Raw genomic sequence first — 24564 nt, 5'->3', positions numbered from 1 at the left:
CATGATAATGGAAAAGACAACAGGCCAGACACTGGAAAACTATAAGATAGAGCCGTTTACGCTGATACACGATATCCTTGTGAACTGGTGGGTGATCATACTGGGTGCACTTGCGGCGGCGATGCTTACCTTTATAGTGGCTAATGTAAGATATGTTCCTGAATATACGACTTCGACGACCTTCGTCGTATCCAATAGAAATACGACGGCATCTTATTCATCGCTCGGGTCGGCAAATACAATCGCCACATCATTCCAGAAGGTTGTCGAGAGTACTGCCATGCAGGATATCCTTTGCGAGAAGCTCGGCGTTGACGAGATCAACGCAGATATACAGGCTGAGATTGCCGGAGAGACAAATCTGCTGGAACTGACCGTGACGGCAGGATCTCCCCAGGAATCGTTCGATATTATGGAAGGAATTCTCGATAATTATTCAAGCATTGCGCTTTATACAGTGGGAGATATTGTCCTGAATATACTGCAGGATCCGAATATTCCCTTTACAGCGGATAATCCTCTTTACGCAGGAGATTTGATGAAAAAAGCCTTTCTGATCGCGGGGGCAGTGCTTATATTCCTGTTCGGACTTTTATCCGTAATGCGGGATACTCTGAAGACGGAAGAAGATATAACCGATAAGCTGGATGCGAGAAGTCTTGGCGCAATATCATATGAGATGAAATACAAATCTGTCAGAGAGCTGCTCCGGCATAAGAAGAAAGGACTGTTGATCAATGATCCGCTTGCAGGGTTCGGATTTGTGGAGAGCTGCCGGAAGTTTTCTTCAAAAGTTGAATACCGAATGGAGAAAGAAGGGTGGAAAACTCTTGCCGTGACAAGCGTGTCAGAGAATGAAGGAAAGTCGACTGTGGCAGCTAATCTGGCTGTCAGCCTGGCAGAAAAAGATTACAGAGTCGTGCTCATCGATGGCGATCTGAGGCGTCCGTCACAATTCCTGATCTTCGGGCTCCATCCGAATGAAGATAATGAGATCGGCGAATTCCTTAAGCGTGAGCGGAAGCATTTCAACCTGCTTATGAAGACGTCAGTGCCGAAGCTCTATGTTATCGGCGGACGTAACTGCTATTCCTCATCCACTGATATCCTTCAGGGAGACATGGCGGGCAAGTTCCTCCAGCGGTGTAAAGAATCTGCTGACTACATTATTGTAGATACTCCTCCGACAGCTGTGCTCGGCGATGCGGAGCTGTGGGGACAGTATGCGGATGCGGTGCTCTTTGTCGAACGTCAGAACTTTATCTACGCAGAAGATATCAATACAATGATCGACAAGTTCCGTGCGCAGCAGACGAGAGTACTCGGAGTTGTGCTCAACGGAGTACAGTCATTCGGCAGCGTAGTAAGCTCCACTGTCGGAAGATACAGCAGCCGGTACGGCGGATACGGCAATTATGGCAAGAGACATAAGGAAAGTGAACAATGAGTGAGAATGTAAAGGAAATAGAAAACAAGAATACACCTGAGATCGAGAAAATTGATATCTTCAATCTGGTCGCAGCGTTCTGGAATGGGTTAAAGAAGTTATGGCTGCTGATGGTGGTGATCATTATTGTATGTACGCTCCGGTCTTATTTTGCGACAAGTTTTTCCTATACACCCCAGTATGTCGCGTCTGCGACAGTGTCCGTTACAACACCGGGAGGCTCATATAACAATATTGAATCAGCGCAGGAGATGGCGTCCGTCTTCCCGTACATCCTGACAAGCGGCGTCCTTGAGGATGTAGTAATGAACGACATGGGTATGGATCACCTTCCCGGGACAATCAGCGTGGAAGCGGAAGAAGGGATGAATATGCTGACCATCTCCGTATCCTCAGATGATCCGCAGCTGGCATATGAAACTCTTACATCAGTGATCAAAAACTATCCCGAGGTAGCCGAATTTATCTTTGGCGAGACGAACCTGCAGATCCTGGATGAAACGGGGATACCGTCAGATACGCGCAAAGAAGTTGTCATACGTGGCTCTTACAGGAGCGGAGCTCTTCAGGGAATCGTGATCAGTGCGGCGATCCTCTGCCTGTATGTATTCCTAAAGCGTACCGTGAGGACAAAAGAGCAGCTTAACAAGAGGATCAATCTCCATGATCTCGGCAGTCTGCCGTATGTGAAGACGAAAAAAAGAAAAAATGAAAAATTTAACAATCTCTGCATACTGAATGAAAGAATAGCGCCCGCGTATGAAGAGGCGGTGCGCCGCCTCCGGATCAGGGTCATGCGTGAAGCGGAGAATCAGGGCGGAGGAGTGATTATGGTCACCAGTTCTGTTCCGGGCGAAGGTAAGACAACGATTGCAGTAAACCTCGCCGTGGCGCTTGCCCGTCAGGGCAAATCTGTGATCCTGGCGGACTGTGATCCGAGAAACCCGTCTGTGGCAGGTGTGATGAACAATACCGGGAAATACCCCGGAATCGGAGCAGTGCTGAGAGAGAAGAGTCCGCTGAAACAGGCGCTGTCTGACTCCGGGATAGCGGATGCAGATCTGCAGGTCCTCTTCGGAGGAGAACCGAATACAGACGATGCGTCCCTGCTCGGCTCCAGAAAGATGGAAGAAGTGATCGAGGTGCTGCGCGGACGCGCCGATTATGTGATTCTTGATACAGCGCCGACAGAACTTCTGGCGGACGCCTCCCAGCTGGCGAAATTTGTAGATTCTGTACTGTATGTGATTCGATGCGATTACACAAAGATGAACAAGATCCGGGCCGGTATTGAGACTCTTACCATGAGAAATGTAAATATCATGGGGTATGTATTTAACGGAGACGTGAACCAGAAGCTGAACCGGTATGGATACGGATACGGCTATGGTTATGGATACGGCAGATATGGCAGCTACGGCAGGTACGGACATTACGGCAGCTATGGACGGTATGGTAAGAAACATAAGGATACCGGAAAAATGCAGGATGATTCCGGACGCGTCATAAAAGAATAGGAGGCGGTACAAATGTCAAAGAGGCGGAAAAAGAAGAAAAAAGGACTGTGGCATCTGATTAGAAAACACAAAGCAGCTTCGGTGGTGATCGGACTGTTCCTGGTGTGTATCCTGGTTGTGGGCGGAGTGATCGGAACGATCGCATGGAATCTGTATCACGACAGCATCGGCATCGTGGATGCGGATGACGTGGACCCGACTGCCGATGAAGTACAGATCGCGAGAGAAGATCAGAAGAACAGCGACGTGGTCAATGTCCTGCTGGTCGGTTCTGACTCACGTGATCCGAATGCAGAACTGGGACGCTCCGACTCGATGATCCTCGTATCCTACAATAAAGCAGAGAACAAAGCAACTGCACTCTCATTCCTCCGTGACACACTCGTAGAAATCGACGGATACGGTCAGAGCAAGCTTGGTCATACATTTGCTTACGGCGGTGTAGGACTTACGATCAATACGCTTAATAAACAGTTCGATCTGGATATACAGGATTATATTATTGTCAATTTTGAGAACCTTGTAGGCATTATAGACGAACTCGGCGGTATCCAGGTGAAGCTCACTGAAGAAGAGGCTGAGTATTACCGCCAGACCGGGATGCCGGATATTCAGGCGGGAACGGTCACGCTTACCGGATCGCAGGCACTTGCCCATGCGAGAAACAGAAGCCTGGACAACGATTTCGGACGTACCGGGCGCCAGAGAGATGTACTCTACGGTATCTACAATAAGGTGATGGAAAACAGAGATCCGGCGGCGATTCTCTCTCTGATCAACTACTGTATGACACAGGTATCTACAAATATGGGAGTAACTGAGCTCTACAGCATAGCGACAGACGTCCTGAATGCCGAACATCTTACAACCCAGACAGCGGCGATCCCGCAGGATGGGACTTATGAGTTCGGAACATACGACAGTATGTCAGTCCTCAATATAGACCTGGATGCAAATAAAGAGTATATACAGGAACTGTTGTATTAATAATATCGGAATAAAGACAATCCCGGAGTGGTGCCGGGAGATAGAGGGCACCACTCCGGGATTGTCTTTATTTATCAGAACATTACAGTGTGTGACTGGTAATTTTTAATAATTGTGTGTAATAACTTGTCTGATACTGTGTTGTGCGATAAAATAAGGGGCGCGGTAAGACAGTCCGCCGTCAATTTGGAATAAAGAGTAAGAAGACTGACAAAAAAAGGAAAAAATTGGCAAAATATTACAAAATAAAAGAAAATAATATTTTTTGGCTTTTTCTGGAAAAGGTTTGTGCTATAATATAAGACAGTGCTGGGAATTAAGTCATAATAATCATTTTTTGGGAGTTATGAGGAATTATTATGAAGATCAATACACATAGATTTTATCGAAACAGAGAAGCCGTCATTAAAGGAGCGGCTCTTTTTTTGCTTGATGCGGTTCTGGTCATAGCATGTATGGCAGGAGCGCTCTGGATGCGGTTCGATTTTAGCTTTACAAGCATTGAACCGGTATTTTTGGAATCAATACGCAGCTATATGTGGATAAATGTCATATGTACACTTCTGATTAATGCTGTCTGCAGGCTTTATACAAGTCTGTGGAGATTTGCCAGCCTGGAAGAACTGAAAAATGCAGTCGTAGCAATCGTCCTTTCATCGTTTATACAATTCTTCGGCATGCAGCTGCTTGACTGTCCGGTGCCGCGAAGTTACATATTTATCTATACGATGCTGCTTGCGGTATGTATCATAGGGCCAAGATTTTCATACAGGTTCCTGAGAATTGCCTTCCGCAATCATGAAGTCATCTGGCAGACAAAGCCGGTTGTGACGATGGTGGTAGGCGCGGGTGCGGCAGGATACATGCTTGTCCGTGAGATGAAGAACAGCAAGCATCTGAACCGTAAGGTTCCGTGTATTATAGATGATGATCCGAAGAAAATAGGAACTTACCTGCAGGGAATCCCGATTGTGGGAAATAAAGAAGACATTCCGGAAATGGCGAAAAAATATGGCGTTGAGGAAATCATAATCGCCATTCCTACGCTGAAGGATGAGAAGCAGCATGAACTGCTTGAGATCTGCCAGGAGACAGCCTGCAAGATAAAGATGCTTCCGGGCATCTATCAGATGGTCAATCAGGAAGTAGATATCTCTATGCTGCGGGATGTAAGCATTGAGGACCTGCTTGGAAGAGAACCGGTCGACCTGCATATGGAGACGATCGGAAGTTATATTACAGGAAAGACCATACTTGTGACCGGAGGCGGAGGCTCTATAGGAAGCGAGATCTGCCGACAGGTGGCACTGCATGAGCCGAGACAGCTGATCATTGTGGATATCTATGAAAACAATGCTTATGACATCCAGCTTGAACTGAAGAAGAATTATCCGAACCTCAACTTGGAAACGCTGATTGCGTCTGTGCGTGATAAAAAGCGTGTCGAAGATATCTTTGAGACGTATCGTCCGGATATTGTATATCATGCGGCGGCGCATAAACATGTACCGCTGATGGAGGACAGCCCGGATGAGGCGATCAAAAATAATGTACTTGGGACATATAATGTGGCGAGCGCTGCGAATAAGTACCATGTGAAGAAAATGGTACTGATCTCGACTGATAAAGCGGTGCGTCCGACAAATGTGATGGGGGCGTCCAAACGGATCTGCGAGATGATCATCCAGATCTTCTCACAAGTGTCACAGACCGAATATGCAGCAGTACGTTTTGGCAATGTGCTGGGCAGCAACGGCAGTGTGATCCCGATCTTCCGTCAGCAGATCAAAAACGGAGGCCCGGTGACGGTGACACATCCAGATATCATTCGATATTTTATGACGATACCGGAGGCCGTGAATCTGGTGCTCCAGTGTGGCGCTTATGCAAAGGGGGGAGAGATCTTCATCTTGGATATGGGAGAGCCGGTCAAGATACTGGATCTGGCAAAGAAAATGATCCGCCTGTCCGGACATGTGCCGGGGGAGGATATCAAGATTGAATTCACAGGACTGCGGCCGGGAGAGAAGCTGTATGAGGAGCTGCTGATCGATGAAGATAATCTGGTGGAGACGGAGAACGAGAGAATCTTCGTGGCACAGATGGGTGAGATAGATGTGGATGAGATGAGCAGGAAGATCAACGGGGTGATCGAGAAGGCGTATGAGGAGAGCCGGGATATCCGGGAGGAGATTAAGGGGATTGTACCGGAGTATAATATAAAGGTCGAGCAGGAAGAGGACATAAACCAAGCAGGTGAAAATGACATAAAAAGAGCAGAGGCAGTTGAATAAATGATGAAGCATAAGAAATATATGGCGTTTAAACGGGGAATGGATATTGCGGTTTCAGGTGTTGGGCTGGTTATTGCAAGTCCAATCATGTTATTGACGGCAATACTGATAAAAATAGACTCCCCGGGCAAAGTTTTATTTATGCAGGAGCGTATCGGTAAGGATGGAAAAGTATTTAAAATAGCTAAATTCCGTTCCATGTGCACCGGAGCAGAACATACCGGGAGCGGGGTATACTCAGGAAAAGATGATGCGCGTGTGACACGGGTGGGGAAGTTCATCCGGGCAACCAGTATAGACGAACTTCCTCAATTATACAATATCCTTAAAGGCGATATGAGCCTGATAGGCCCCCGGCCGCCGCTCACTTATCACCCGTGGACAATTGATAAGTATACTGAGGAACAGCTGCATATGTTTGACGTCCGACCCGGGATAACCGGCTGGGCGCAGATACACGGCCGTAAAAGTGTGGAATGGAATAAGAGAATAGAACTGAACGTCTGGTATGTAAGGCATATTTCATTTTGGCTTGATCTGAAAATCTTCTTTATGACATTCCTGAAGATTCTCCGAAATGATGATAATGAAAACACAGGAGAGACAGTAATAAAACAAAATGTAAAATACAATGGAGATGAATAGTTAGTATGTCATTAACCTTAATGTATATTACAAATAATCCGGAGATTGCTAGAATTGCTGAAAATGCCGGTGTTGACCGTATATTTATTGATCTTGAGACGGTTGGTAAAGAGGAACGGCAGCATAATATGGATACAGTGAAGTCATTTCACAGTATCAGCGATATCGGAGAAGTAAAAACGGTTCTTACAAAAGCTGAACTGCTTGTCCGAATAAATAAGATATATCCCGGCTCAGAGAATGAAATTAACAAAGTGATCGAGCAGGGTGCAGATGTGGTTATGCTGCCTTACTTCAAAACAGTTGAAGAAGTAAAGCGCTTCCTTGATATCATTGCCGGAAGAGTAAAGACAACCCTTCTGCTGGAGACTCCGGAAGCGGTGGAACTGCTGGATGAAATATTAGGACTTGACGGTATTGATGAGGTGCATATCGGGCTCAATGATCTTCATCTCGGATATCACAGAAAATTTATGTTTGAACTTCTGGCAGACGGAACAGTGGAGAAGATCTGTTCAAAACTAAAGTTAAGTAATAAGAAATATGGATTTGGGGGAATCGCCGCACTAGGAGGCGGCGCACTTCCGGCAGAGCGGATTATAAGGGAACATTACAGGCTGGATTCTACAATGGCGATATTGTCACGCAGCTTTTGCAATGCAGAAAAAATTACAGACTGCAAAGAAATACAGCAGATTTTTGAAAAAGGTATTGCAGAGATAAGAAAATTTGAGCAGGAAGTCTTTGAAAAAAAGAAGTTGGGGAAGAAAGAATACTTTGAACAGAATCAGCGCGAGATAAAGAGGATTGTAGACGAGATTGCAGGAGAAAAGTGATGGAGAGACAGGTGCTTCTGACAGGATCATATCAGTATACAGAAGAACAGATTCATATGATTGAAAAGCTGGGATGGAAAGTTACATTTGTTAAAAATGAGCTGGAACCCATTGGTGTTCCGGCTGACCAGTTTGATGCTGTTGTTTGCAACGGTCTGTTTCTGCACAATGACATTGCAGAATTTAAAAAGCTGAAGATGGTACAGGCGACCAGCGCCGGACTGGACAGACTTCCCGCAGAATATATGGAGAAACATCATATTCACTGTTATAATGCAAAGGGAGTCTACAGCATTCCCATGGCAGAGTGGGCGGTTATGAGTATTCTGGAGATTTGTAAGAATGCTCAAAGCTTTTTCAGAAAACAGCAAGAGCATACGTGGGGAAAAGACCGTTCGCTGCTGGAACTGACAGGGAAAAAAGTATGTATCATCGGTTACGGCGATGTAGGGCATGAGACAGCAAAGCGGCTGGCAGCATTCGGGACAGAGATTACCGCTGTGAACCGAAGCAGAGTAGAAGAGGACGGCGTTATCAGCCGCTGGCTTCCATTAGACCGTCTCAATGAAGCTCTGTCGGAAACGGATATCATTATCCTGTGTATCGCACTGACGGAAGAAACAAGAGGGTTACTGAATGCGGACAGGCTGGGGCTTATGAAGCAGGGGAGTATACTGGTCAATGTCGCCAGGGGAGCGCTTATCGATGAGAAAGCGCTGACCAGCTGCCTGAAAGAGGGAAAACTCAGAGGTGCGGCATTGGATGTGTTTGAGACGGAACCTCTTCCTGCGGATAGTGAACTGTGGGAGATGCCCGGAGTGATCATCTGTCCGCATAATTCTTTTGTGGGGGACAATGTCAGCGAGCGGATGTTTTCGTTGATTTACAGGAATTTAGAGAAGATGCTTAAAGATACTGTGTGAGTTATAGTGAGACAGTAAGGAGAAATAAGATGGCATATTATTCAGCGGATGAGATGAAAAAAATTCTGGATCAGAATCCTCAGTTTAGAGAAAAACTCTACTGCAGAGGGTTTCTGCTTACAAATGATGGAAAATATGATACAGAAGGTTACCCTTTCTATGGAAACTGGAAAGTCCAAAGTGTAAAAGAGGGAAATAATGAGTATGATATCTACATACATAAGGACGCAAACGTCTATACATATTCTGATGAGAAGCATACTTTATTTTTATTTGGACATGCCTACAATCCGTTTCGAATGAAAACGGATGAGGAAGAGATTTTAATAGAATTGTCAGAAGCTTTAAAAAACGGGATTAAATCCTTCTGGGAGGCGGAGAGTGAACTGACAGGTGTTTTCTGTGTCGGTTATATTACGGAGAAAGGAGTCGTATATTCCACCGACTGTGCCGGAATGCAGCTGGTCTATCACGGGACAGCAGACGGGAAACTGTTTCTTACATCCCACAGCAAGCTGGCAGCCGATCTGAAAGGTTTTCATCAGAGCCCATATGTGCAGAAACTGGTCCGCAGCAGATTCTGGCATTACTGGGGAACATGGCTTCCGGGAGATCTGTCGCCGTTTCCGGAACTTCGGAGGATGCAGCCGAACTGTGCAGGTGTGTATGCGGAAAGTTCGGGGGAAATAAACGTAAAACGTTATTATCCGTTCCATGAGGTGGAAGAGACAAAGACCGAAGAAGAGTATCAGGAAACAATAAAAGAACTCGGAAGGATCATGGGCAATACAATGAAATGTATTGCGGATAAATGGCCGGATAAAAAAGTATCCGTTTCTGTGACCGGCGGCAGGGACAGCATGACGGCGCTGTCGTGTGCAAACGGGATTTATGACAGGTTTTCTTATTTCAGTTATATTTCAAATATTGATGAATCTGTTGATGCCGAAGCGGCTGAAAAGATCTGCTCGTATCTGGGGCTTAGACATGAACTTTACAGGATTCCTGATGAATGGGAAGGGTATGAGCATCTGGATGTGTTTAAGAAGGTCATGGAGTGTAATGCCGGATGTATTGGAGAAAATAATACGAATGACCTTAAAAAAAGGCTTTATTTCTCACAGAACCCGCCCTGTGATATTGAAGTCAAGTCCTGGGTAAATGAGATGGGGCGCGGATGGTACTACAATAAGTATAATAAGAAAAAATTCCCGAAATATCCGTTCCCGAGTTACTGGAGAGCTATGCATAAGGTATATGTATCTCCGTGGCTTATAAAAGAGACAGATCAAGTTTTTGCAGATTATCTGAAACGATATTATAGTAAAAAAACGTTCGATCAGTTATCGTGGCTGGAACTCTATTTCTGGGAATTTGCATGGAGCGGCGGAGAGGGAGTATTCCTGACTTCAGAACACCGTGTTTCATATGACATAACGATACCTTTCAACAATCGGAAATATCTGGAGAGAATGCTGACGGTTCCGCTCGAAAAGAGAAAGACGGATGCAATTCCAAAGGATCTGATTACCTATATGGAACCGCGGATTGCTGAAACGGGAATTGTGATCAAAGATATCTCGCATACAAGTTTTCGTGCATTTATTGTCAGAATGTACCTTGAGATATTTTCAAAAATAAAGTTATAGCTGAGGACATAGATTATGGATTATGGATATGGGATACTGACGCTGCTTCCGGCGATACTGGTGATCGTGACAGCTGTCAAAACAAAACGCACAACAGAGGCTCTGCTAATCGGAGTTATTGTTTCTTATCTGATCATATGCATATCCGGCGGAGAAAATTTTGTTACAACTGTTACCGATTCTTTTTTCAGTGTGGTGACAGATTATGATACCATGTGGCTGGTTGTCGTGTGCGGCCTTTTCGGGAGTCTTATCGCCCTGATAAACAAAGCCAGGGGAACACATGCTTTTGCCAGGTTCCTGGGGAAAATATGCAAGACAGAAAAGTCAACACTATTTGTGGCGTGGATACTCGGCATCATTATTTTTATAGATGATTATATGAATATCCTTACGGTAAGCGCATGCACGAAAAAGCTTGCAGATAAGAGAAAAGCGCCGCGGGAGGCGCTGGCGTATATCATCGATTCAACCGGAGCGCCGGTGTGCGTGCTGCTTCCGTTTTCTACCTGGGCAATTTTCTTTTCCGGCGTCTTTTATGAGCAGGAAAGTATACAGGCGCTGGGGTATGGCAGTGCGATACAGACATATATCCATACGATTCCGTATATGTTTTATGCAATAGCAGCTGTGCTGATCGTTCCGCTTTTCATTTTCGGTATTGTTCCAAAACTGGGGGCGATGAAAAAGGCTTATGAAAGGACAAGGCTGACCGGAAGAGTATACAGTGAAGCAAGCGAGCGGTTCAACCAGAAAGAGGAAGAAGCTTCTGACTCAATTGATTCCGGGGCAAATATATGGGATTTTATCCTTCCGATCGCAGTAATGATCATTGTTCAGTTTGTGGCGGATGATATGTTTGTTGCCTTGATCGCCTCTATTTTAGTATGCGGTATTTTATATATACCAAGGAAAAAGATGGGCGGAGGGCAGTTCTGCGATCTGTGGATCCAAGGATTCGCCGATCTGATGCCGTCTCTCGCAATCATTATCGCGGCACTGTTCATGCGGCAGGCTTCCGAGGATCTGATGTTGTCAGAATATGTTATAGGGATCATTGAACCGCTTGTGAGCGCCAGGCTTTTCCCAGTAATCGCATTTATTACTGTGGCAGGTCTTGGGTTTATAACCGGAAGCAACTGGGGAATACCTGCGGTCTGCGCTCCTATCATTATCCCGCTGGGAGCGGCTGTGGGAGCAAACCTTCTGCTCGTTATGGCGGCAATTGTATGCGGCGGCACATTCTGCAGCCATGCATGTTTCTATTCAGACGCTACGGTTCTCACATCAAGTGTGTGCGGGATAGAAAATATGGAGCATGTTTACACGCAGATCCCGTATGCGGTTCTGTCGCTGGTGATTTCCTGTGCGGCATTCCTGATCGCGGGGCTGGTTATGTAGGATGAGTATGATCAAGGGGGATCCTGTGAAGAAAGTATTATTGACAGCAACTGTACAAAGTCATATCGCCCAGTTTCACCGTCCGCTGGCAGAAGTTCTGCATGAGCACGGGTATGAACTGCATGTGGCGGCAAGGAACAATCTTGGAGAGAAGAACGGATTGTCTCTTGATTTTGCAGATAAAGTATTTGACGTGCCTTTTTCCCGGTCTCCGAAGAGTCCGGATAATGTGAAGGCATATTTTCAGCTGAAGAAGATCCTGGCGGCAGATACCTATGATGTGGTCCACTGCAATACCCCCATGGGCGGGATCGTTTCCCGCCTTGCCGCGGTCAAAGCAAGAAAACAGGGGACGAGAGTGTTCTATACGGCGCATGGTTTTCATTTCTATAAAGGCGCTTCAAAGAAAAACTGGCTGGTCTTCTATCCTGTTGAGAAGATAATGGCAGGATTCTGCGATACGCTGATCACAATTACGAAAGAAGACCGGCGGCTTGCCGGACAGAAATTTCATACGAATGTGGAGCATATCCATGGCGTCGGCGTTTACACCGAACGGTATCATGCTGTATCTGACGCTGAAAAGCTTCAGATGCGAAGCAAGGAGGGGCTTAAGGATTCAGATTTTGTAATTCTGTGTACAGGAGAACTGAACCAGAACAAGAATCAGAAAGCACTGATCAAGGCGGCGGCTGAACTGAAAGAATCGATTCCCGGACTTAAGATCCTGCTGGCGGGAAACGGGCCGCTGGAGCAGGAACTGAGAATGCAGATCAGAGAGCTGGGCGTGGAGGATGCAGTGCGGCTCCTGGGATACCGCACCGATCTGGAAAAGGTCACGCCGGCGGCAGATCTCGTCGTATCCTGCAGCTACCGGGAAGGACTTCCGCTGAATATACTGGAAGCGATGCTCTGCTGCAAACCGGTGGTTGCTTCTGTCAACAGAGGACACAGAGAACTGGTGCGGACAGGATATAACGGATATCTCGTCCCGCCGGATTCACCCGCAAAATATGCAGAGGCGATAAAGAAAATATACAGCAGCCGCAAACTCGCGGAACAACTGGGGGAAAACGGTTTCCGCATGGCGCAGCCATACACGGCAGCATCAGTGAAAAAGGAACTGTCCCATATCTATCAGCTGGATTAAAGGTTTTGGTGAGATAATATGAAGATCGGAATACTGACGCATTATAATGTAAATAATCAGGGCGCTCAGCTTCAGATGCTGGCGATGAAATGTTATCTGGAAGAAATGGGACACCAGGTCTGTATCCTGACGTATGAGAAGAATTTTGATTTCGATAAGGCGGAAGCAAAGAAAAACAGCATGTCGCTGCGGAATTTCCCTTACTATATAAAAAATTATCTGTTTGACAAGGGGATTGCGCTCACACTGTTTAATACGAGGAAAGCTCTGGTGCATAAAAAATCCAGAGAAAATCTGGAGTTTCTGCCCTATGACCAGAACGACTGCGATGCGGTCATAATCGGAAGTGACGAGGTATTCAGCATCGACGTGGGATGCAATAAGATGATGTACGGATACGGACTGGGTAAGAAACCCGCCATTGCGTATGCTCCGGCATTCGGAAGGACAACGGAAGAACTGCTGAAAAAATATCATTGTTATGATCTGGTGAAGAAGGGGCTGAGCAGTATGTATGCACTTTCTGCCAGAGATCAGCATACAAGGGAAATGATCTTCCACATGACCGGAAGAGATGTCCCCCTGGTCAGCGATCCGGTCCTTTTGTACAGCGGCAGGAAATTTCATGTGCCGGTCAGGAAGATCCGGAAAAGATACCTTCTGGTTTATGCTTATGACAGAAATATGACAGATAAAGAAGAAATCCGGAATATCAGATATTACGCGAAAAAGCATGGATTGATCACGGTTTCGCTCGGGACATATCATAAGTGGTGCGACAGAAATATCGTCTGTGACGCCCGGCAGTGGTACTCATATTTTAAATATGCGGAATGTGTGGTTACAGATACATTTCACGGAACAGTTGTGGCGGTCAGAAATCACTGTAATGTGGCGGTATTTATCAGGGAGAGCATTAATGCATTCAAGCTGGAATCGCTGCTGCGGGAGACTGGTCTTGAAAACCGTCGTCTGAAACGTCTGACTGCGAAGAATCTGGAGCATGTACTGTCACAGACGATCGACTATGATGCGGTCGATCAGAGGATCGAGGATTCTCTTGAAGTGAGCAGGAAGTATTTAAAAGAGGCGTTGGAGAAGATAGAATGAGCGGCAATATTATGGAAAAGACAGAGCGGGCCTGCTCCGGCTGCGGCGCATGCGCAGCAGTATGTCCGAAAGATGCCGTGCGGCTGCGTATGGACCGGGCGGGATTCCTGACCGCAGAAGTCAGAGAAGACAGATGTGTAGAATGCGGATTGTGTCGGGAAGTATGCAGCCGTTTTTCTGAACAGAATCCAAAGACGAATCTGTATGAGGCAAGGCTGTATGCGCTTCAGAGCATGAACAGGAAGACAGTCAGGAAATGCTCTTCCGGCGGCGTTGCACATGAGCTGGCGGAGTCGGCGGTCCGAAGGCATTACAAAGCAGTGGGCGCTGTGTATGACACTTCTTCGGACTGTGTTTTTCACAAAGTGATCAGTAGAGAAAGTGATATCAGCCGGCTGGACGGCTCCAAATATCTGCAGAGTGATCCGGCGGCTGCTTTTCAGCGGGCGGTGGCGGAAGCAAGGGAGAACCGTGACAGCTGTTTCTATGTATTCGGGACGCCCTGTCAGATCGCAGGGCTGGACAGAGCGCTACAGAAGTATAAGATCCGGGATCAGTTCCTTCTGACAGAGATTTTCTGTCACGGGGTTCCCAGCTATAAACTGTGGGAAGAATTCTGTGCAAGAGTTCAAAAGAAACTGAAAGCAGAACGGTTTGACTCTGTATTGTTCCGATATAAGAAAAATGACTGGCACTCCTATTGCCTCAGGGTATCGGCAAAGAATAGAACTTATTACGGAGCCAGAGAGACAGAACTGTTCTGGCAGGTATTTTTTGAAAATATCCTTCTTGGAGACGCCTGCTATGAGTGTACGGCAAGAAAAGAGCAGTCATCGGCTGATCTGAGGATCGGCGATTACTGGGGAGCAAGATTCCAGAACCGTTCGGACGGTGTATCGGCGGTTTTTGCATGTACCGAGCGCGGCCAGAAGGTCATGGAGGAACTGATAAGGGAGAAACGTTTCCGGGTCTTGAAGGAAACGGATGCGGAGGAGATGCTGGCGGCGCAGAACATGGCCGGTTATTCGCAGCGGACTCTTCATAATGAGGCTATGCAGGTGCTGCGAGCGAACGGCAACATAAAAGACGCAGTCCGCTATTACCGTAAACGCCAGAGCGGAAGACAGAAATTAAAAAGATTTCTTCTCCGGGCAAGCGCAGTAATTCCGGATGGGCTACGCGCAGGGCTTCGCAAGGCAAACAGCAGCAGACTGCTGAAAAAGTAGGAAACAGAGAAGGACGGTTATGAGTATCAGATATTCGGTTATTATCCCGGCATATAATGCGGAAAAAACAATAAGGCGCTGCCTGGACAGTCTGGTCAGTATTATCCGGGACGACGTGGAACTGCTGGTGATCAATGACGGTTCAGGGGACAGGACAGGGGAAATCTGTCAGGAATATGCGGAGAGATACAGCAATGTGCGCTATTTCTGTAAAGAGAATGGCGGAGTGTCTTCTGCAAGAAATATGGGGCTGGATGAGGCGGAAGGAGAGTATATCCTGTTCGTAGACAGCGATGATTTTGTGACAGAAGAATACTTTGAGATATCTGATAATGTCACACGTATACAACCGGATTTTGTCCTGCTTGGAAGATATATTTATAACGGAAAGCATTTGATTCCGCATACGACAGGCATGAAAGATCAAATAACGGAGACATCTGAATCGACTGCGGAACTTTTGAGCAGAGCACTGGAAAAGCAGCTTCTGAATGCTCCGAGCAGTAAGATATTTAAGAGGAACATAATTGAGAAAAACACAATACGATTCGATGAAAGACTACCGATTGGTGAGGATAAAGTATTCGTGGTGCAGTATATCATGCATGCATCGACGGCAGTGACAGCAGATCAGCCGGTTTATGCCCTTTCGGTTGAAAATGAAGAATCTCTTTCAAGAAAGAAACGGGAAAATTTATCAGAATATATTCTGCTGGAGCATGAGCTGCTGTTCCGGGCGGTCCGTGAAGCTGATCTGGAGGAGACCTGTAAAGGAAAATATCGTGAAGCTCTGACTTACTCATATTACAGAAGTGCATACACGGTAATCGCAGAACTTCAGAAAATGGATCTGTCCCCAAAACACAGGATAGAAGAAACAAAAAAGATTTGTATGAACTATAACAGCAGGATCAGATGCAGGCTTAATACATTAAAAATCATGATTCTTGCGCTGCCGATCAGACTGTGTATGTGCAGGAGCATCGATTATATGATGAAGAAGAAAACGGGTTGATACTATGAAAAATGTTTTGATTATAATCGGGAAGTTAATCATAGGCGGGGCAGAGCGCGTCGGCAGGGATATCGGCTATTATGCAGATAAAAAGAAATATAGAATACATTATCTTGTATTTGAGGATGATATATGTGCTTATGAAAAAGAACTGACAGATGCGGGGTGTATTATACATCATATGGATCCGCCGTCTTCCGGATATGTCAGATATTACAGGAATCTGTGCGAGTTGATAAAAAGGCAGCAGATTGATATTATCCATGCACATACCATGTTTAATTCCGGGTGGGCAATGCTGGCAGGATGGCAGCAGAGAGTTCCTGTACGCATCAGTCATTCACACAGTATCAGAGGTCCGGAACACAGAGGTTTTGTAAAAAATCTGTATGAAAAAACCATGCGCGTGATGATCCGCCTTTTTGCTACAGATTATGTGGCGTGTGGAAAAGGCGCAGGGGAATGGCTTTATGGGAAAAAATTTTTTGAGAAAAATGGGACAGTGATATATAATGGCATTGGACTAGATCAATATATATATGACGAAAATGAACGAAATAAGGTACGCGAAAAGTATGGATTGCAGAAAAAATTTATCATAGGTCATGCCGGGCATTTTGCACCGGTAAAGAATCAGGGATTTTTACTGGAGCTGATGCCTGAAATCATCAGAAGGAGACCGGATGCTTTCTTGATGCTCCTTGGTGACGGTCAGAACAGGCGGAAGTTTGAAGATGAAGCTATTAAACTGGGACTGCAGGACAAAGTTCTTATGACCGGTAATGTAAAGAATGTGGGAGCTTATATGAGTGCGATGGATATTTTTACATTTCCGTCACTTTATGAAGGAATGCCGCTTGCTTTAGTCGAAGCACAGAGCAATGGCCTGCCATGTATAATATCCGCAAAGATACCGAAAGATGTATATCTTACAGATCTGATCCGGTCACTGCCCCTGGAAAATTCCGCTGAGCAGTGGATAGAAGCGATTACAAAAGCCGGAAGAAATCATTCGGAAAAATATGGTGAAAGAATGAAAGAACTCGGTTTTGACAGGAATGGAATGCTGCAGAAGATATATGAATTGTATGAAAGGGCAGAATAAATGTCGATAAAAATCATTATAGGCAAGATTATTTATAATATATTGGGTAAGCATATGCCTCCTTCCGACAGCAGGTTCAGTTTTGGAAGCAAACACATACGTGCATTTTGTGGGAAGCTGATTTTAAAAGAATGCGGCAAGAATATTAATATTGAAAAAGGAGCCCATTTCAGTTCGGAAATGTCTCTGGGAGATCATTCCGGCATTGGGATCAATGCCCAGATCGCTCCATATGTTTCTATTGGTAAAGATGTAATGATGGGGCCGGAATGCATGATGTATACAGTAAATCACGGCATGGCTCGTACAGATATCCCCATGTGGAAGCAGCCGTTTACTGCTCCCAGACCGATCGTGATAGAAGACGACGTCTGGATCGGTTCCAGGGTGATCATCCTTCCAGGAGTTCATGTGGGACGAGGAAGCGTGATCGGGGCGGGATCGGTAGTGACAAAAAATATCGAACCTTACAGTATTGTAGGCGGTAATCCGGCAAAGCTTATCCGAAAGAGGGAAAGATAAATTGAAGCATATTATTTTTGTAATGCCGACGCTCCGTATGGGAGGAGCAGAAAGAGCACTTGTGTCATTATTAAAGACATTGGATCCAAAGAGGGTAAAAGTAGATTTGTTCCTGTTTGAAAGAGGGGGTGTGCTTGAAAAAGAAGTGCCTTCCTGGGTGAAGATTATACAGTCGGATCCTATAGTAAGGGATATGACGCTGGAATTGCGAAATTATTTGGGGGAACTTTTAAGACACAGGAAACTTTCAGCCGCGATTACCCGCTTAAAGATAACTGCTATGGCTCGGCGCAGGAAAAATTATTTTAGCTGGGGAGCGATTGAAAAGTACATCCCCTCTGTTCCGGGACATTATGATGTGGCAGTCGGTTTTCTGGAAGGATTTACAGATTTTTTTGTAGTTGATAAGGTGAATGCGGACAGGAAGATCGGCTGGATTCATACGGACATGTCAGGAAAAATATTTAATAAACAGGAAATGGCATATTACCGGAAACTGGATATGCTGGCTACGATATCTGAAAAATGTCGTACTGCGTTTATCACTAGAAGCGAATATCCGGGAGAAAGGATGCGTGTTATCGAAAATATCGTTCTACCGCAGGAGATACTGCATAAAGCGGATGAAACGGTGGATGAGATGTGGGACTCTTCAAAGGTACATATTGTCTCGGTTGGAAGGCTTGAATATCTGAAAGGCATGGACATTGCTGCAAAAACAGCTTTGATATTAAAGGAAAACGGCTGTGATTTTGTATGGCATATATATGGCAGAGGGCTGATGCGGGAAGAAATTAGTCAGTACGTTAAACAGAATAATCTTTCCGACTGTTTTATTCTGGAAGGGCAGAGGCCAAATCCATATCCTTATATGAAGAAAGCAGATATTATTGTACAGCCATCCAGACGGGAGGGGAAATCTCTTGTTCTGGATGAAGCTAAGATTCTTGGAAAAGCAATTGTTGTTACAAATTATCCTTCTGTAACAGATCAGATTACAGACAGAAAGACAGGGATTATTGTAGACACAACACCGCAAGCTATTGCAGAAGGGGTTGAACTTCTTGTGACAGATAAAAGACTGAAGAGTAATCTGGAAGATAACTGCCGTCGCGCACCGAACCGGAGCAGGCTAGTGGTAGATCAGTTCTACAAACTGACTGATATTTAACAGCATAAAAATTAAAACTGGAGTTGAATTATGGATCGTCAGATGATATTGCTGCTGGTTATTATGTCAATCACATTATTATACACCAGAGCAAAGGATACAGATTATAACAAAAAAATATGCGTGACAGCCATAACGGTTGTACTGGCATTATTCAGTGGATTTCGCTCATGGTGGCTTGGGGATTTGATCAAGTACTATACAGACTATCTTAATTGTAATGGAGCGGACTGGCGGGATTATGTTTTTCAGGATTATACTAATATGGGGCTCCCGTTGTTTTTCCGCGGGGCAGGGGCAGTGGGAATATCCTTTGATGTGTGTATTTTTATAATCGCTGTCTTTTTTTCCGTGGCACTCGGGATTCTTGTTTACAGATTTTCTCCGTCTCCGTATTGGAGCTATCTCATGTTTATTGCCATGGGATTTTATATCTTCACCTTTAGTGGTCTGAAACAGACATGTGCTATGGGATTCATTATATTTGCGATGATGGCGATTCTGGATAACAGGCCTGTGCGGTTTGTAATATGGGTTTTGATCGCTTCGGTCTTCCATGCCCCGGCGCTTGTCTTTCTGGCGGCGTATCCGATGGCAAAAAAGAAGATTAATGCATCTTATTTCTTCCTCATTGCTGCCATCATCATTCTGGTGTATTTTTTCCATGACCAGATTGTTGAAATGATGGCGGAAGCATACTATGAGGAAGAAAAGCTGTATGTTGCCAGCGGCGGGATCGGCGGGCGAGTGCTTATGATGGCCCTGATCATGGTATTTGGTGTTGTTATGAGACCGCTGCGGAAAAGAGATACTGTATTTCGGCAGGTGTTTAATCTGATGGTTGTTGCGGCAATCATTCAGTATTTTTCGACTTATGACAATGTGTTTTCCAGGCTTGCGGACTATTATTACCAGTTTATTGTTTTATTCCTGCCTCTTGCAATGGAAAGAGGAGACCATCAGGCATTGGTACAGCCGGAGAGGCAGTATGAGATACGCTATTTTACGCATCGGAGTTATCTGCTGATTGGTCTGGCGATCACGCTGTTTGCACTGTGGTATTACAATAGTTACATCGATAGTTCACAGGCGATTTTGCAGGACTTCAGATTTTTCTGGGAGATCGATCCGTATTCTCTGTATGGAAAGTAATTGAGGTGGTGGCATGCTGCAATATAGTTTTATCATTCCGGTATATAAGTGCGAAAAATATCTGAAAGCCTGTGTACAGAGCATCCTGGGACAGGATATAAACAATGAGTTTGAAGTCATACTTGTTGATGACGGTTCTCCGGATAATAGCGGTGAGCTGGCGGATAAACTGGCGTCAGAGTACAGCAATGTCCGTACATTTCATAAAAAAAACGGAGGCGCGGCCAGCGCCAGAAACAGAGGAATTTCTGAGGCGGAGGGCAAATATCTTCTGTTTATAGACGGAGATGATACGGTCACTTCTGGACTGATGGAGTCAGTGGAGCACTATCTTGAAAAGGATGCAGAAGATCTCGTCATCTATGGAATGTCTTTTGACTATTATCGTAAGGGATTCATAGAACGGACGGAAAAGATTTGCTGCAGCCATAGCGGCAGATATGGCGTGGAGGATGTGTTCAGATCGTATCCGGCGTTCTTTTATGATAACGCCCTGTCCAGTGCCTGTAATAAAGTGTTTCTGGCAGAGACAATTAAAAAAAATTATATATTATTTAATGAAGAGATGACATTATATGAGGATTATGATTTTGTATTGCGATACCTGATGCATACGGATTATGTTCGGTGCATCGCAGAGCCATATTATCACTACCGGCATGACGTCGAGGATATTCATCTGGATTACCGTGTCCGAGACTTTGATAAACTGAAGCAGAATATGAAGTATCTGCTGCAGACCAGTCTGGAAGCAGGCCGGGGAAAAGGACAGGTAGCAGTTCCGTTTCTTGAAGTAACAGCAGATCTTTACATGCAGCTTCTGATCCAGCATCTAATGAACCATACTTACTCAGCGAAAGAGATGGGGGAGCGGCTGAAAGCTTATTACGGAGAACCGGATTTCCGCAGGCTCCTGGAGAATCCGGTCAATTTACGGAAAGAGTACCGAAAGCTTTTGACATGGACAGACGCCGGCAGATTCCGAACAATTCAGATACATTTTATGAAAAAAAGAACTGTTTCAAAAATAAAGAAACGGATAAAAAAGGTGCTTAAGTCATGAAACCAATCGATTTGAAAGAAATGCAGCAGATTGAATTAAATCTTCTCCTAGAGCTGGACCGCGTATGCAGGAAGTATTCGCTTCGCTATTATATGGACGGCGGCACGCTGCTGGGAGCGATGTGTTATGAAGGATTCATTCCATGGGATGATGACATTGATCTGAAAATGCCGCGACCGGATTATAATAAGCTGCTGACACTGCAGGAGGAGTTCCCCCCGCATATCCGACTGGATGCTCCGTCGGAGAAACACTGCGAATATACGATGCTGAAGCTGATTGACAGCCGGACTGTCCTGAAAGAACAGCACGGAGATTCCGTCAAAACGACAGGAGTTTATCTGGATGTATTTCCTATGGACGGGCACCCGGGAAAGCCAAAGGAGTGCAGAGAACATATCCGAAAGCTTCAACGGCTGAACTCGCTGTTCCACCTGTCGCTGGATCATTTTGCTTCGATGAAAAAATCGGGCTCCCTTTTTACAAAAGTTAAGGGAATGGTATACAACAGGCTTTATACTCCATGGAAATTGTACCAGGATATGACCAGACTTGCAGAAAGGTATGATTATGAAACGGCAGAATATGTCGGGCTTCTGATCGAAGGAAATGCAGGAAAAGAGCGGTTTGAAAAAGATTGGCTCCAGCCCGGATTTAAGCTTGAATTTGAGGGGCATATGCTGCCGGCGCCTTCCGGATATAAAAGGCATCTGGAGATTTTTTACGGAGAGCATGTGACGAAGCCGGAGTGTTATCACAATCTGCCGATGATCCTTCCCGATCATCAGCATGAAGTTTTTTGGAAAGAGCAGGGAACAGAAAATGGGATTTAATATCAGGCATATTAAGAAATACTGGAGATGGGTAAAAAAGACGCATGTTCAATATAAAGAAAATACTTTCTTTTCTAAAAAATATGCGCGCAGATGTCTTGCGCTGGATATCGCGCTTCTGCGGAACCGTCCGGATGAGGAGATAGACCGCGCAGCGATGAAAAAGCACGAATGGGTGCTGGATTACATGGAAGATAAATGTTCGGAAACTATTACAAAATACAAAAACATGCCTGCGCCGGAAAATCTGCATAAGCTGAATAAAGAGACAAAAGTCTGGAGCATGTGGTGGCAGGGGGAGGAGCATGCGGATAAGCTGTTCCGTATGTGTATTGACAGTGCAAGGAGGCATACCGGCCAGGAAGTGATCACGCTCTCAAAAGATAATTATCAGAATTATTTCGATATCCCGGAATACATCCTTCAGAAGAACCGCGAGGGAAAGATTGCCCTGCAGCATATCTGCGACCTGATGGTAGTATCCATAATGGCGGCGGAAGGCGGATTCTTCACAGGCGCTACTGTGTGGTGGTCTCAGGATAAAGGAGCAGACTTCTTAAGAACGCCGTTTTTCGTCTGCAAGGCGGAGACGAAACGAAAGTATCTGATATCCCGGTCAAGATGGGTCGGCTATGTGATGGGCGGGAACAAAGAGTTTCCGCTGTTCCCTTTTACGAGGGACTGCCTGCTGGAGTACTGGAGAAAATGTGATATGGCAGTGGACTACCTGATGATGGATTATATCTTCGAACTGGCATACCGGAATATCCCCTGCGTAAAAGAAATGATCGACAGTGTCCCGGACAATAACCTGCTTCGAAATGAGCTGATCAATAAACTGTCAGAGCCGTATGATGAGGAGGCTTTTAAACGGTATACCGAAGGCGATACGTTTCTGTATAAATTATCGTGGAAATTTGGAAACAAGGCGGAAAAAACTGCGGACGGCAGAATAACGAATTACGGTCACATGCTCGGAGAATGTGGTGACAGATTGTGAGGAAGAAGATGGAGAAACCTTATATGCTTGAATTCCCAAGGCATGGAGATGACAGGGGCTGGCTTGTTGTCGTAGAAGGGCTGAGTGATATCCCGTTTGATATTAAAAGAATCTTTTATATTTACGGGTCAGACGCAGATGTTGTGCGAGGGAAGCACGCAAACAGAAAAAGCGAATTTGTTCTGATCAATGTATGCGGAAGCTGTAAAGTAAAAACGTATGAAAGAGACGGAACCGAAGAGGTCTTTGTTCTGGACAAGCCTCATACAGGAATATATATTCCGAAAATGGTGTGGAAAGATATGTATGATTTTTCCGGGGACAGTATTCTGCTCTGTCTTTCCAGTGAGCATTATGACGCGGAAGAATACATACGGGATATGGATGAATTTATGCAGGAAAAGGATGTGTAAAAGTGTCAGTTGATTTTGTGAGATTAAAAAGAGGATATGATCTGTACGCTCAGGAATATGAGGAAGCGGCTCTTCGCGCCATGCGATCCGGCTGGTATATTCTTGGAAAAGAACTGGAAGAATTCGAAGCTGGATTCGCAGAATATATGGGAGCAAAGTATTGCATCGGCGTAAATTCCGGACTGGACGCACTGATCCTGGCTGTACGTGCGCTGGACATCGGACCGGGGGACGAGGTGATCGTGCCTGCAAATACATATATTGCTTCGGTGCTTGGAATTACAGAAAACGGAGCGACGCCGGTTTTTGTAGAACCTGATCGATATTTCTGCATTGATGCTGAGCAGATTGAACAGGCCGTCACAGATAAGACAAAGGCAATCCTGCCGGTACATTTATATGGTCAGCCCTGTGAGATGGATACAATACAAACTATTGCAGAGAAGTACGGGCTTTATGTGATTGAAGACTGTGCACAGTCGCACGGTGCGGTTTACAGGGGAAAGAAGACGGGAACTTTCGGGAAGATCGGATGCTTCAGTTTCTATCCGACAAAACCGATGGGAGCGCTCGGCGATTCCGGAGCATTGCTGACAGATGACGAGAACATCGCCCAGAAACTTCGGGCGCTCAGGAATTATGGAAGCGCAAAAAAATACGTTAATGATATCTGCGGGAAAAATACCCGTCTGGATGAAGTGCAGGCTGCAGTTCTAAAGGTGAGTATGGCGCATCTGCAGGAAGGAAATGCATGGCGAAACCGCATTGCCGGAATGTATTTAGAAGGGATAGAAAACCCGCTTGTAAGACTGCCTGAAACACGGAACGGGGCAGAGCATGTGTACCATGTATTCCCTCTTCTCTGTGAAAGGAGAGAGGAGCTGCAGAGATATTTGCTGGATAAAGGAATCCATACTTTGATCCATTACCCGATACCGCCCCATCTGCAGAAATGTTACGAATATCTGGGGCATCGAAAAGGGGAGTATCCGCTCAGCGAATCTTATGCCGCACAGGAATTAAGCCTTCCGATCTATGCGGGGATGCCTGATGAAGAGGTGAAACTGGTAACAGATGCGGTGAATTCCTTCAGGGAGGATTAAAG

At 45.5% G+C, this 24564-nt stretch carries 21 protein-coding genes and 1 pseudogene; all 22 read left to right on the top strand.

Annotation, left to right across the window (positions count from 1 at the left end):
- Window positions 1–7 precede the first annotated feature (7 nt).
- The 22 genes and pseudogenes from FNY66_RS09690 (at window position 8) to FNY66_RS09585 (ending at window position 24562) form a co-directional block, all read left to right on the top strand.
- Window positions 8–1447, top strand: coding sequence for a polysaccharide biosynthesis tyrosine autokinase (locus tag FNY66_RS09690; protein ID WP_190324823.1), 1440 nt, complete (start codon window positions 8–10; stop codon window positions 1445–1447).
- The gene (locus FNY66_RS09685; RefSeq protein ID WP_150310996.1) at window positions 1444–2964 is read left to right on the top strand and encodes a polysaccharide biosynthesis tyrosine autokinase; all 1521 of its coding nucleotides are present in this window, start codon (window positions 1444–1446) and stop codon (window positions 2962–2964) included. The genes FNY66_RS09690 and FNY66_RS09685 overlap by 4 nt, the downstream gene beginning before the upstream one ends.
- 12 nt (window positions 2965–2976) lie before the next feature.
- Complete coding sequence (locus tag FNY66_RS09680; RefSeq protein WP_150310995.1) at window positions 2977–3951, top strand: LCP family protein; 975 nt, start codon at window positions 2977–2979, stop codon at window positions 3949–3951.
- Window positions 3952–4310: 359 nt separating this feature from the next.
- Window positions 4311–6245: a polysaccharide biosynthesis protein gene (locus FNY66_RS09675; protein WP_150310994.1), complete on the top strand. Its 1935-nt coding sequence runs from the start codon at window positions 4311–4313 to the stop codon at window positions 6243–6245.
- A complete protein-coding gene (locus FNY66_RS09670) occupies window positions 6246–6890 on the top strand; it encodes a sugar transferase (RefSeq protein ID WP_324613913.1) in 645 nt (214 codons plus the stop codon).
- Window positions 6891–6895: 5 nt separating this feature from the next.
- On the top strand, window positions 6896–7726 hold the full coding sequence (locus FNY66_RS09665) for an aldolase/citrate lyase family protein (RefSeq protein WP_150310993.1): 831 nt from the start codon (window positions 6896–6898) through the stop codon (window positions 7724–7726).
- Window positions 7726–8649, top strand: a complete 924-nt coding sequence (locus FNY66_RS09660; RefSeq protein ID WP_150310992.1) for an NAD(P)-dependent oxidoreductase — start codon at window positions 7726–7728, stop codon at window positions 8647–8649. The genes FNY66_RS09665 and FNY66_RS09660 overlap by 1 nt, the downstream gene beginning before the upstream one ends.
- Before the next feature lie 29 nt (window positions 8650–8678).
- The gene (locus FNY66_RS09655; RefSeq protein ID WP_150310991.1) at window positions 8679–10298 is read left to right on the top strand and encodes a hypothetical protein; all 1620 of its coding nucleotides are present in this window, start codon (window positions 8679–8681) and stop codon (window positions 10296–10298) included.
- Between the two features lie 15 nt (window positions 10299–10313).
- The gene (locus tag FNY66_RS09650; protein ID WP_150310990.1) at window positions 10314–11699 is read left to right on the top strand and encodes a Na+/H+ antiporter NhaC family protein; all 1386 of its coding nucleotides are present in this window, start codon (window positions 10314–10316) and stop codon (window positions 11697–11699) included.
- A 25-nt stretch (window positions 11700–11724) separates the two neighbouring features.
- Window positions 11725–12849, top strand: a complete 1125-nt coding sequence (locus FNY66_RS09645) for a glycosyltransferase family 4 protein (protein WP_229409487.1) — start codon at window positions 11725–11727, stop codon at window positions 12847–12849.
- An 18-nt stretch (window positions 12850–12867) separates the two neighbouring features.
- Window positions 12868–13959 carry a polysaccharide pyruvyl transferase family protein gene (locus FNY66_RS09640; protein ID WP_150310989.1) on the top strand — a complete coding sequence of 364 codons (1092 nt, stop codon included), beginning with the start codon at window positions 12868–12870 and terminating at the stop codon, window positions 13957–13959.
- Window positions 13956–15185, top strand: a complete 1230-nt coding sequence (locus FNY66_RS09635; protein ID WP_150310988.1) for a Coenzyme F420 hydrogenase/dehydrogenase, beta subunit C-terminal domain — start codon at window positions 13956–13958, stop codon at window positions 15183–15185. Before FNY66_RS09640 ends, FNY66_RS09635 begins: the two co-directional genes overlap by 4 nt.
- Before the next feature lie 19 nt (window positions 15186–15204).
- Window positions 15205–16200 carry a glycosyltransferase family 2 protein gene (locus tag FNY66_RS09630; RefSeq protein WP_150310987.1) on the top strand — a complete coding sequence of 332 codons (996 nt, stop codon included), beginning with the start codon at window positions 15205–15207 and terminating at the stop codon, window positions 16198–16200.
- 4 nt (window positions 16201–16204) lie between these two features.
- On the top strand, window positions 16205–17305 hold the full coding sequence (locus tag FNY66_RS09625) for a glycosyltransferase family 1 protein (protein ID WP_150310986.1): 1101 nt from the start codon (window positions 16205–16207) through the stop codon (window positions 17303–17305).
- 354 nt (window positions 17306–17659) lie between these two features.
- A pseudogene (locus FNY66_RS16220) lies at window positions 17660–17827 on the top strand (DapH/DapD/GlmU-related protein); the annotation flags it as partial.
- Between the two features lies 1 nt (window position 17828).
- Window positions 17829–18998 carry a glycosyltransferase gene (locus tag FNY66_RS09615; RefSeq protein ID WP_150310984.1) on the top strand — a complete coding sequence of 390 codons (1170 nt, stop codon included), beginning with the start codon at window positions 17829–17831 and terminating at the stop codon, window positions 18996–18998.
- A 30-nt stretch (window positions 18999–19028) separates the two neighbouring features.
- Window positions 19029–20150, top strand: coding sequence for an EpsG family protein (locus FNY66_RS09610; RefSeq protein WP_150310983.1), 1122 nt, complete (start codon window positions 19029–19031; stop codon window positions 20148–20150).
- A gap of 13 nt (window positions 20151–20163) precedes the next feature.
- On the top strand, window positions 20164–21213 hold the full coding sequence (locus tag FNY66_RS09605) for a glycosyltransferase family 2 protein (RefSeq protein ID WP_150310982.1): 1050 nt from the start codon (window positions 20164–20166) through the stop codon (window positions 21211–21213).
- Window positions 21210–22046, top strand: a complete 837-nt coding sequence (locus FNY66_RS09600) for a LicD family protein (RefSeq protein ID WP_150310981.1) — start codon at window positions 21210–21212, stop codon at window positions 22044–22046. Before FNY66_RS09605 ends, FNY66_RS09600 begins: the two co-directional genes overlap by 4 nt.
- The gene (locus FNY66_RS09595; RefSeq protein WP_190324822.1) at window positions 22036–23046 is read left to right on the top strand and encodes a capsular polysaccharide synthesis protein; all 1011 of its coding nucleotides are present in this window, start codon (window positions 22036–22038) and stop codon (window positions 23044–23046) included. The genes FNY66_RS09600 and FNY66_RS09595 overlap by 11 nt, the downstream gene beginning before the upstream one ends.
- An 8-nt stretch (window positions 23047–23054) precedes the next feature.
- Window positions 23055–23459 carry a sugar 3,4-ketoisomerase gene (locus tag FNY66_RS09590; RefSeq protein ID WP_150310979.1) on the top strand — a complete coding sequence of 135 codons (405 nt, stop codon included), beginning with the start codon at window positions 23055–23057 and terminating at the stop codon, window positions 23457–23459.
- Between the two features lie 2 nt (window positions 23460–23461).
- Window positions 23462–24562 carry a DegT/DnrJ/EryC1/StrS family aminotransferase gene (locus FNY66_RS09585; protein ID WP_150310978.1) on the top strand — a complete coding sequence of 367 codons (1101 nt, stop codon included), beginning with the start codon at window positions 23462–23464 and terminating at the stop codon, window positions 24560–24562.
- Window positions 24563–24564 lie beyond the last annotated feature (2 nt).

This window comes from Mediterraneibacter catenae (assembly GCF_008691045.1).
Classification (GTDB): Bacteria; Bacillota; Clostridia; order Lachnospirales; family Lachnospiraceae; genus Mediterraneibacter; species Mediterraneibacter ornithocaccae.
This window is presented reverse-complemented; position numbering and strand designations above follow the sequence as displayed.

Bases quoted from the DNA above. Each gene is read 5' to 3' on its own strand.
- FNY66_RS09690 (WP_190324823.1), top strand. From the start codon at position 8: ATGGAAAAGACAACAGGCCAGACACTGGAAAACTATAAGATAGAGCCG.
- FNY66_RS09685 (WP_150310996.1), top strand. From the start codon at position 1,444: ATGAGTGAGAATGTAAAGGAAATAGAAAACAAGAATACACCTGAGATC.
- FNY66_RS09680 (WP_150310995.1), top strand. From the start codon at position 2,977: ATGTCAAAGAGGCGGAAAAAGAAGAAAAAAGGACTGTGGCATCTGATT.
- FNY66_RS09675 (WP_150310994.1), top strand. From the start codon at position 4,311: ATGAAGATCAATACACATAGATTTTATCGAAACAGAGAAGCCGTCATT.
- FNY66_RS09670 (WP_324613913.1), top strand. From the start codon at position 6,246: ATGATGAAGCATAAGAAATATATGGCGTTTAAACGGGGAATGGATATT.
- FNY66_RS09665 (WP_150310993.1), top strand. From the start codon at position 6,896: ATGTCATTAACCTTAATGTATATTACAAATAATCCGGAGATTGCTAGA.
- FNY66_RS09660 (WP_150310992.1), top strand. From the start codon at position 7,726: ATGGAGAGACAGGTGCTTCTGACAGGATCATATCAGTATACAGAAGAA.
- FNY66_RS09655 (WP_150310991.1), top strand. From the start codon at position 8,679: ATGGCATATTATTCAGCGGATGAGATGAAAAAAATTCTGGATCAGAAT.
- FNY66_RS09650 (WP_150310990.1), top strand. From the start codon at position 10,314: ATGGATTATGGATATGGGATACTGACGCTGCTTCCGGCGATACTGGTG.
- FNY66_RS09640 (WP_150310989.1), top strand. From the start codon at position 12,868: ATGAAGATCGGAATACTGACGCATTATAATGTAAATAATCAGGGCGCT.
- FNY66_RS09635 (WP_150310988.1), top strand. From the start codon at position 13,956: ATGAGCGGCAATATTATGGAAAAGACAGAGCGGGCCTGCTCCGGCTGC.
- FNY66_RS09630 (WP_150310987.1), top strand. From the start codon at position 15,205: ATGAGTATCAGATATTCGGTTATTATCCCGGCATATAATGCGGAAAAA.
- FNY66_RS09625 (WP_150310986.1), top strand. From the start codon at position 16,205: ATGAAAAATGTTTTGATTATAATCGGGAAGTTAATCATAGGCGGGGCA.
- FNY66_RS09610 (WP_150310983.1), top strand. From the start codon at position 19,029: ATGGATCGTCAGATGATATTGCTGCTGGTTATTATGTCAATCACATTA.
- FNY66_RS09605 (WP_150310982.1), top strand. From the start codon at position 20,164: ATGCTGCAATATAGTTTTATCATTCCGGTATATAAGTGCGAAAAATAT.
- FNY66_RS09600 (WP_150310981.1), top strand. From the start codon at position 21,210: ATGAAACCAATCGATTTGAAAGAAATGCAGCAGATTGAATTAAATCTT.
- FNY66_RS09595 (WP_190324822.1), top strand. From the start codon at position 22,036: ATGGGATTTAATATCAGGCATATTAAGAAATACTGGAGATGGGTAAAA.
- FNY66_RS09590 (WP_150310979.1), top strand. From the start codon at position 23,055: ATGGAGAAACCTTATATGCTTGAATTCCCAAGGCATGGAGATGACAGG.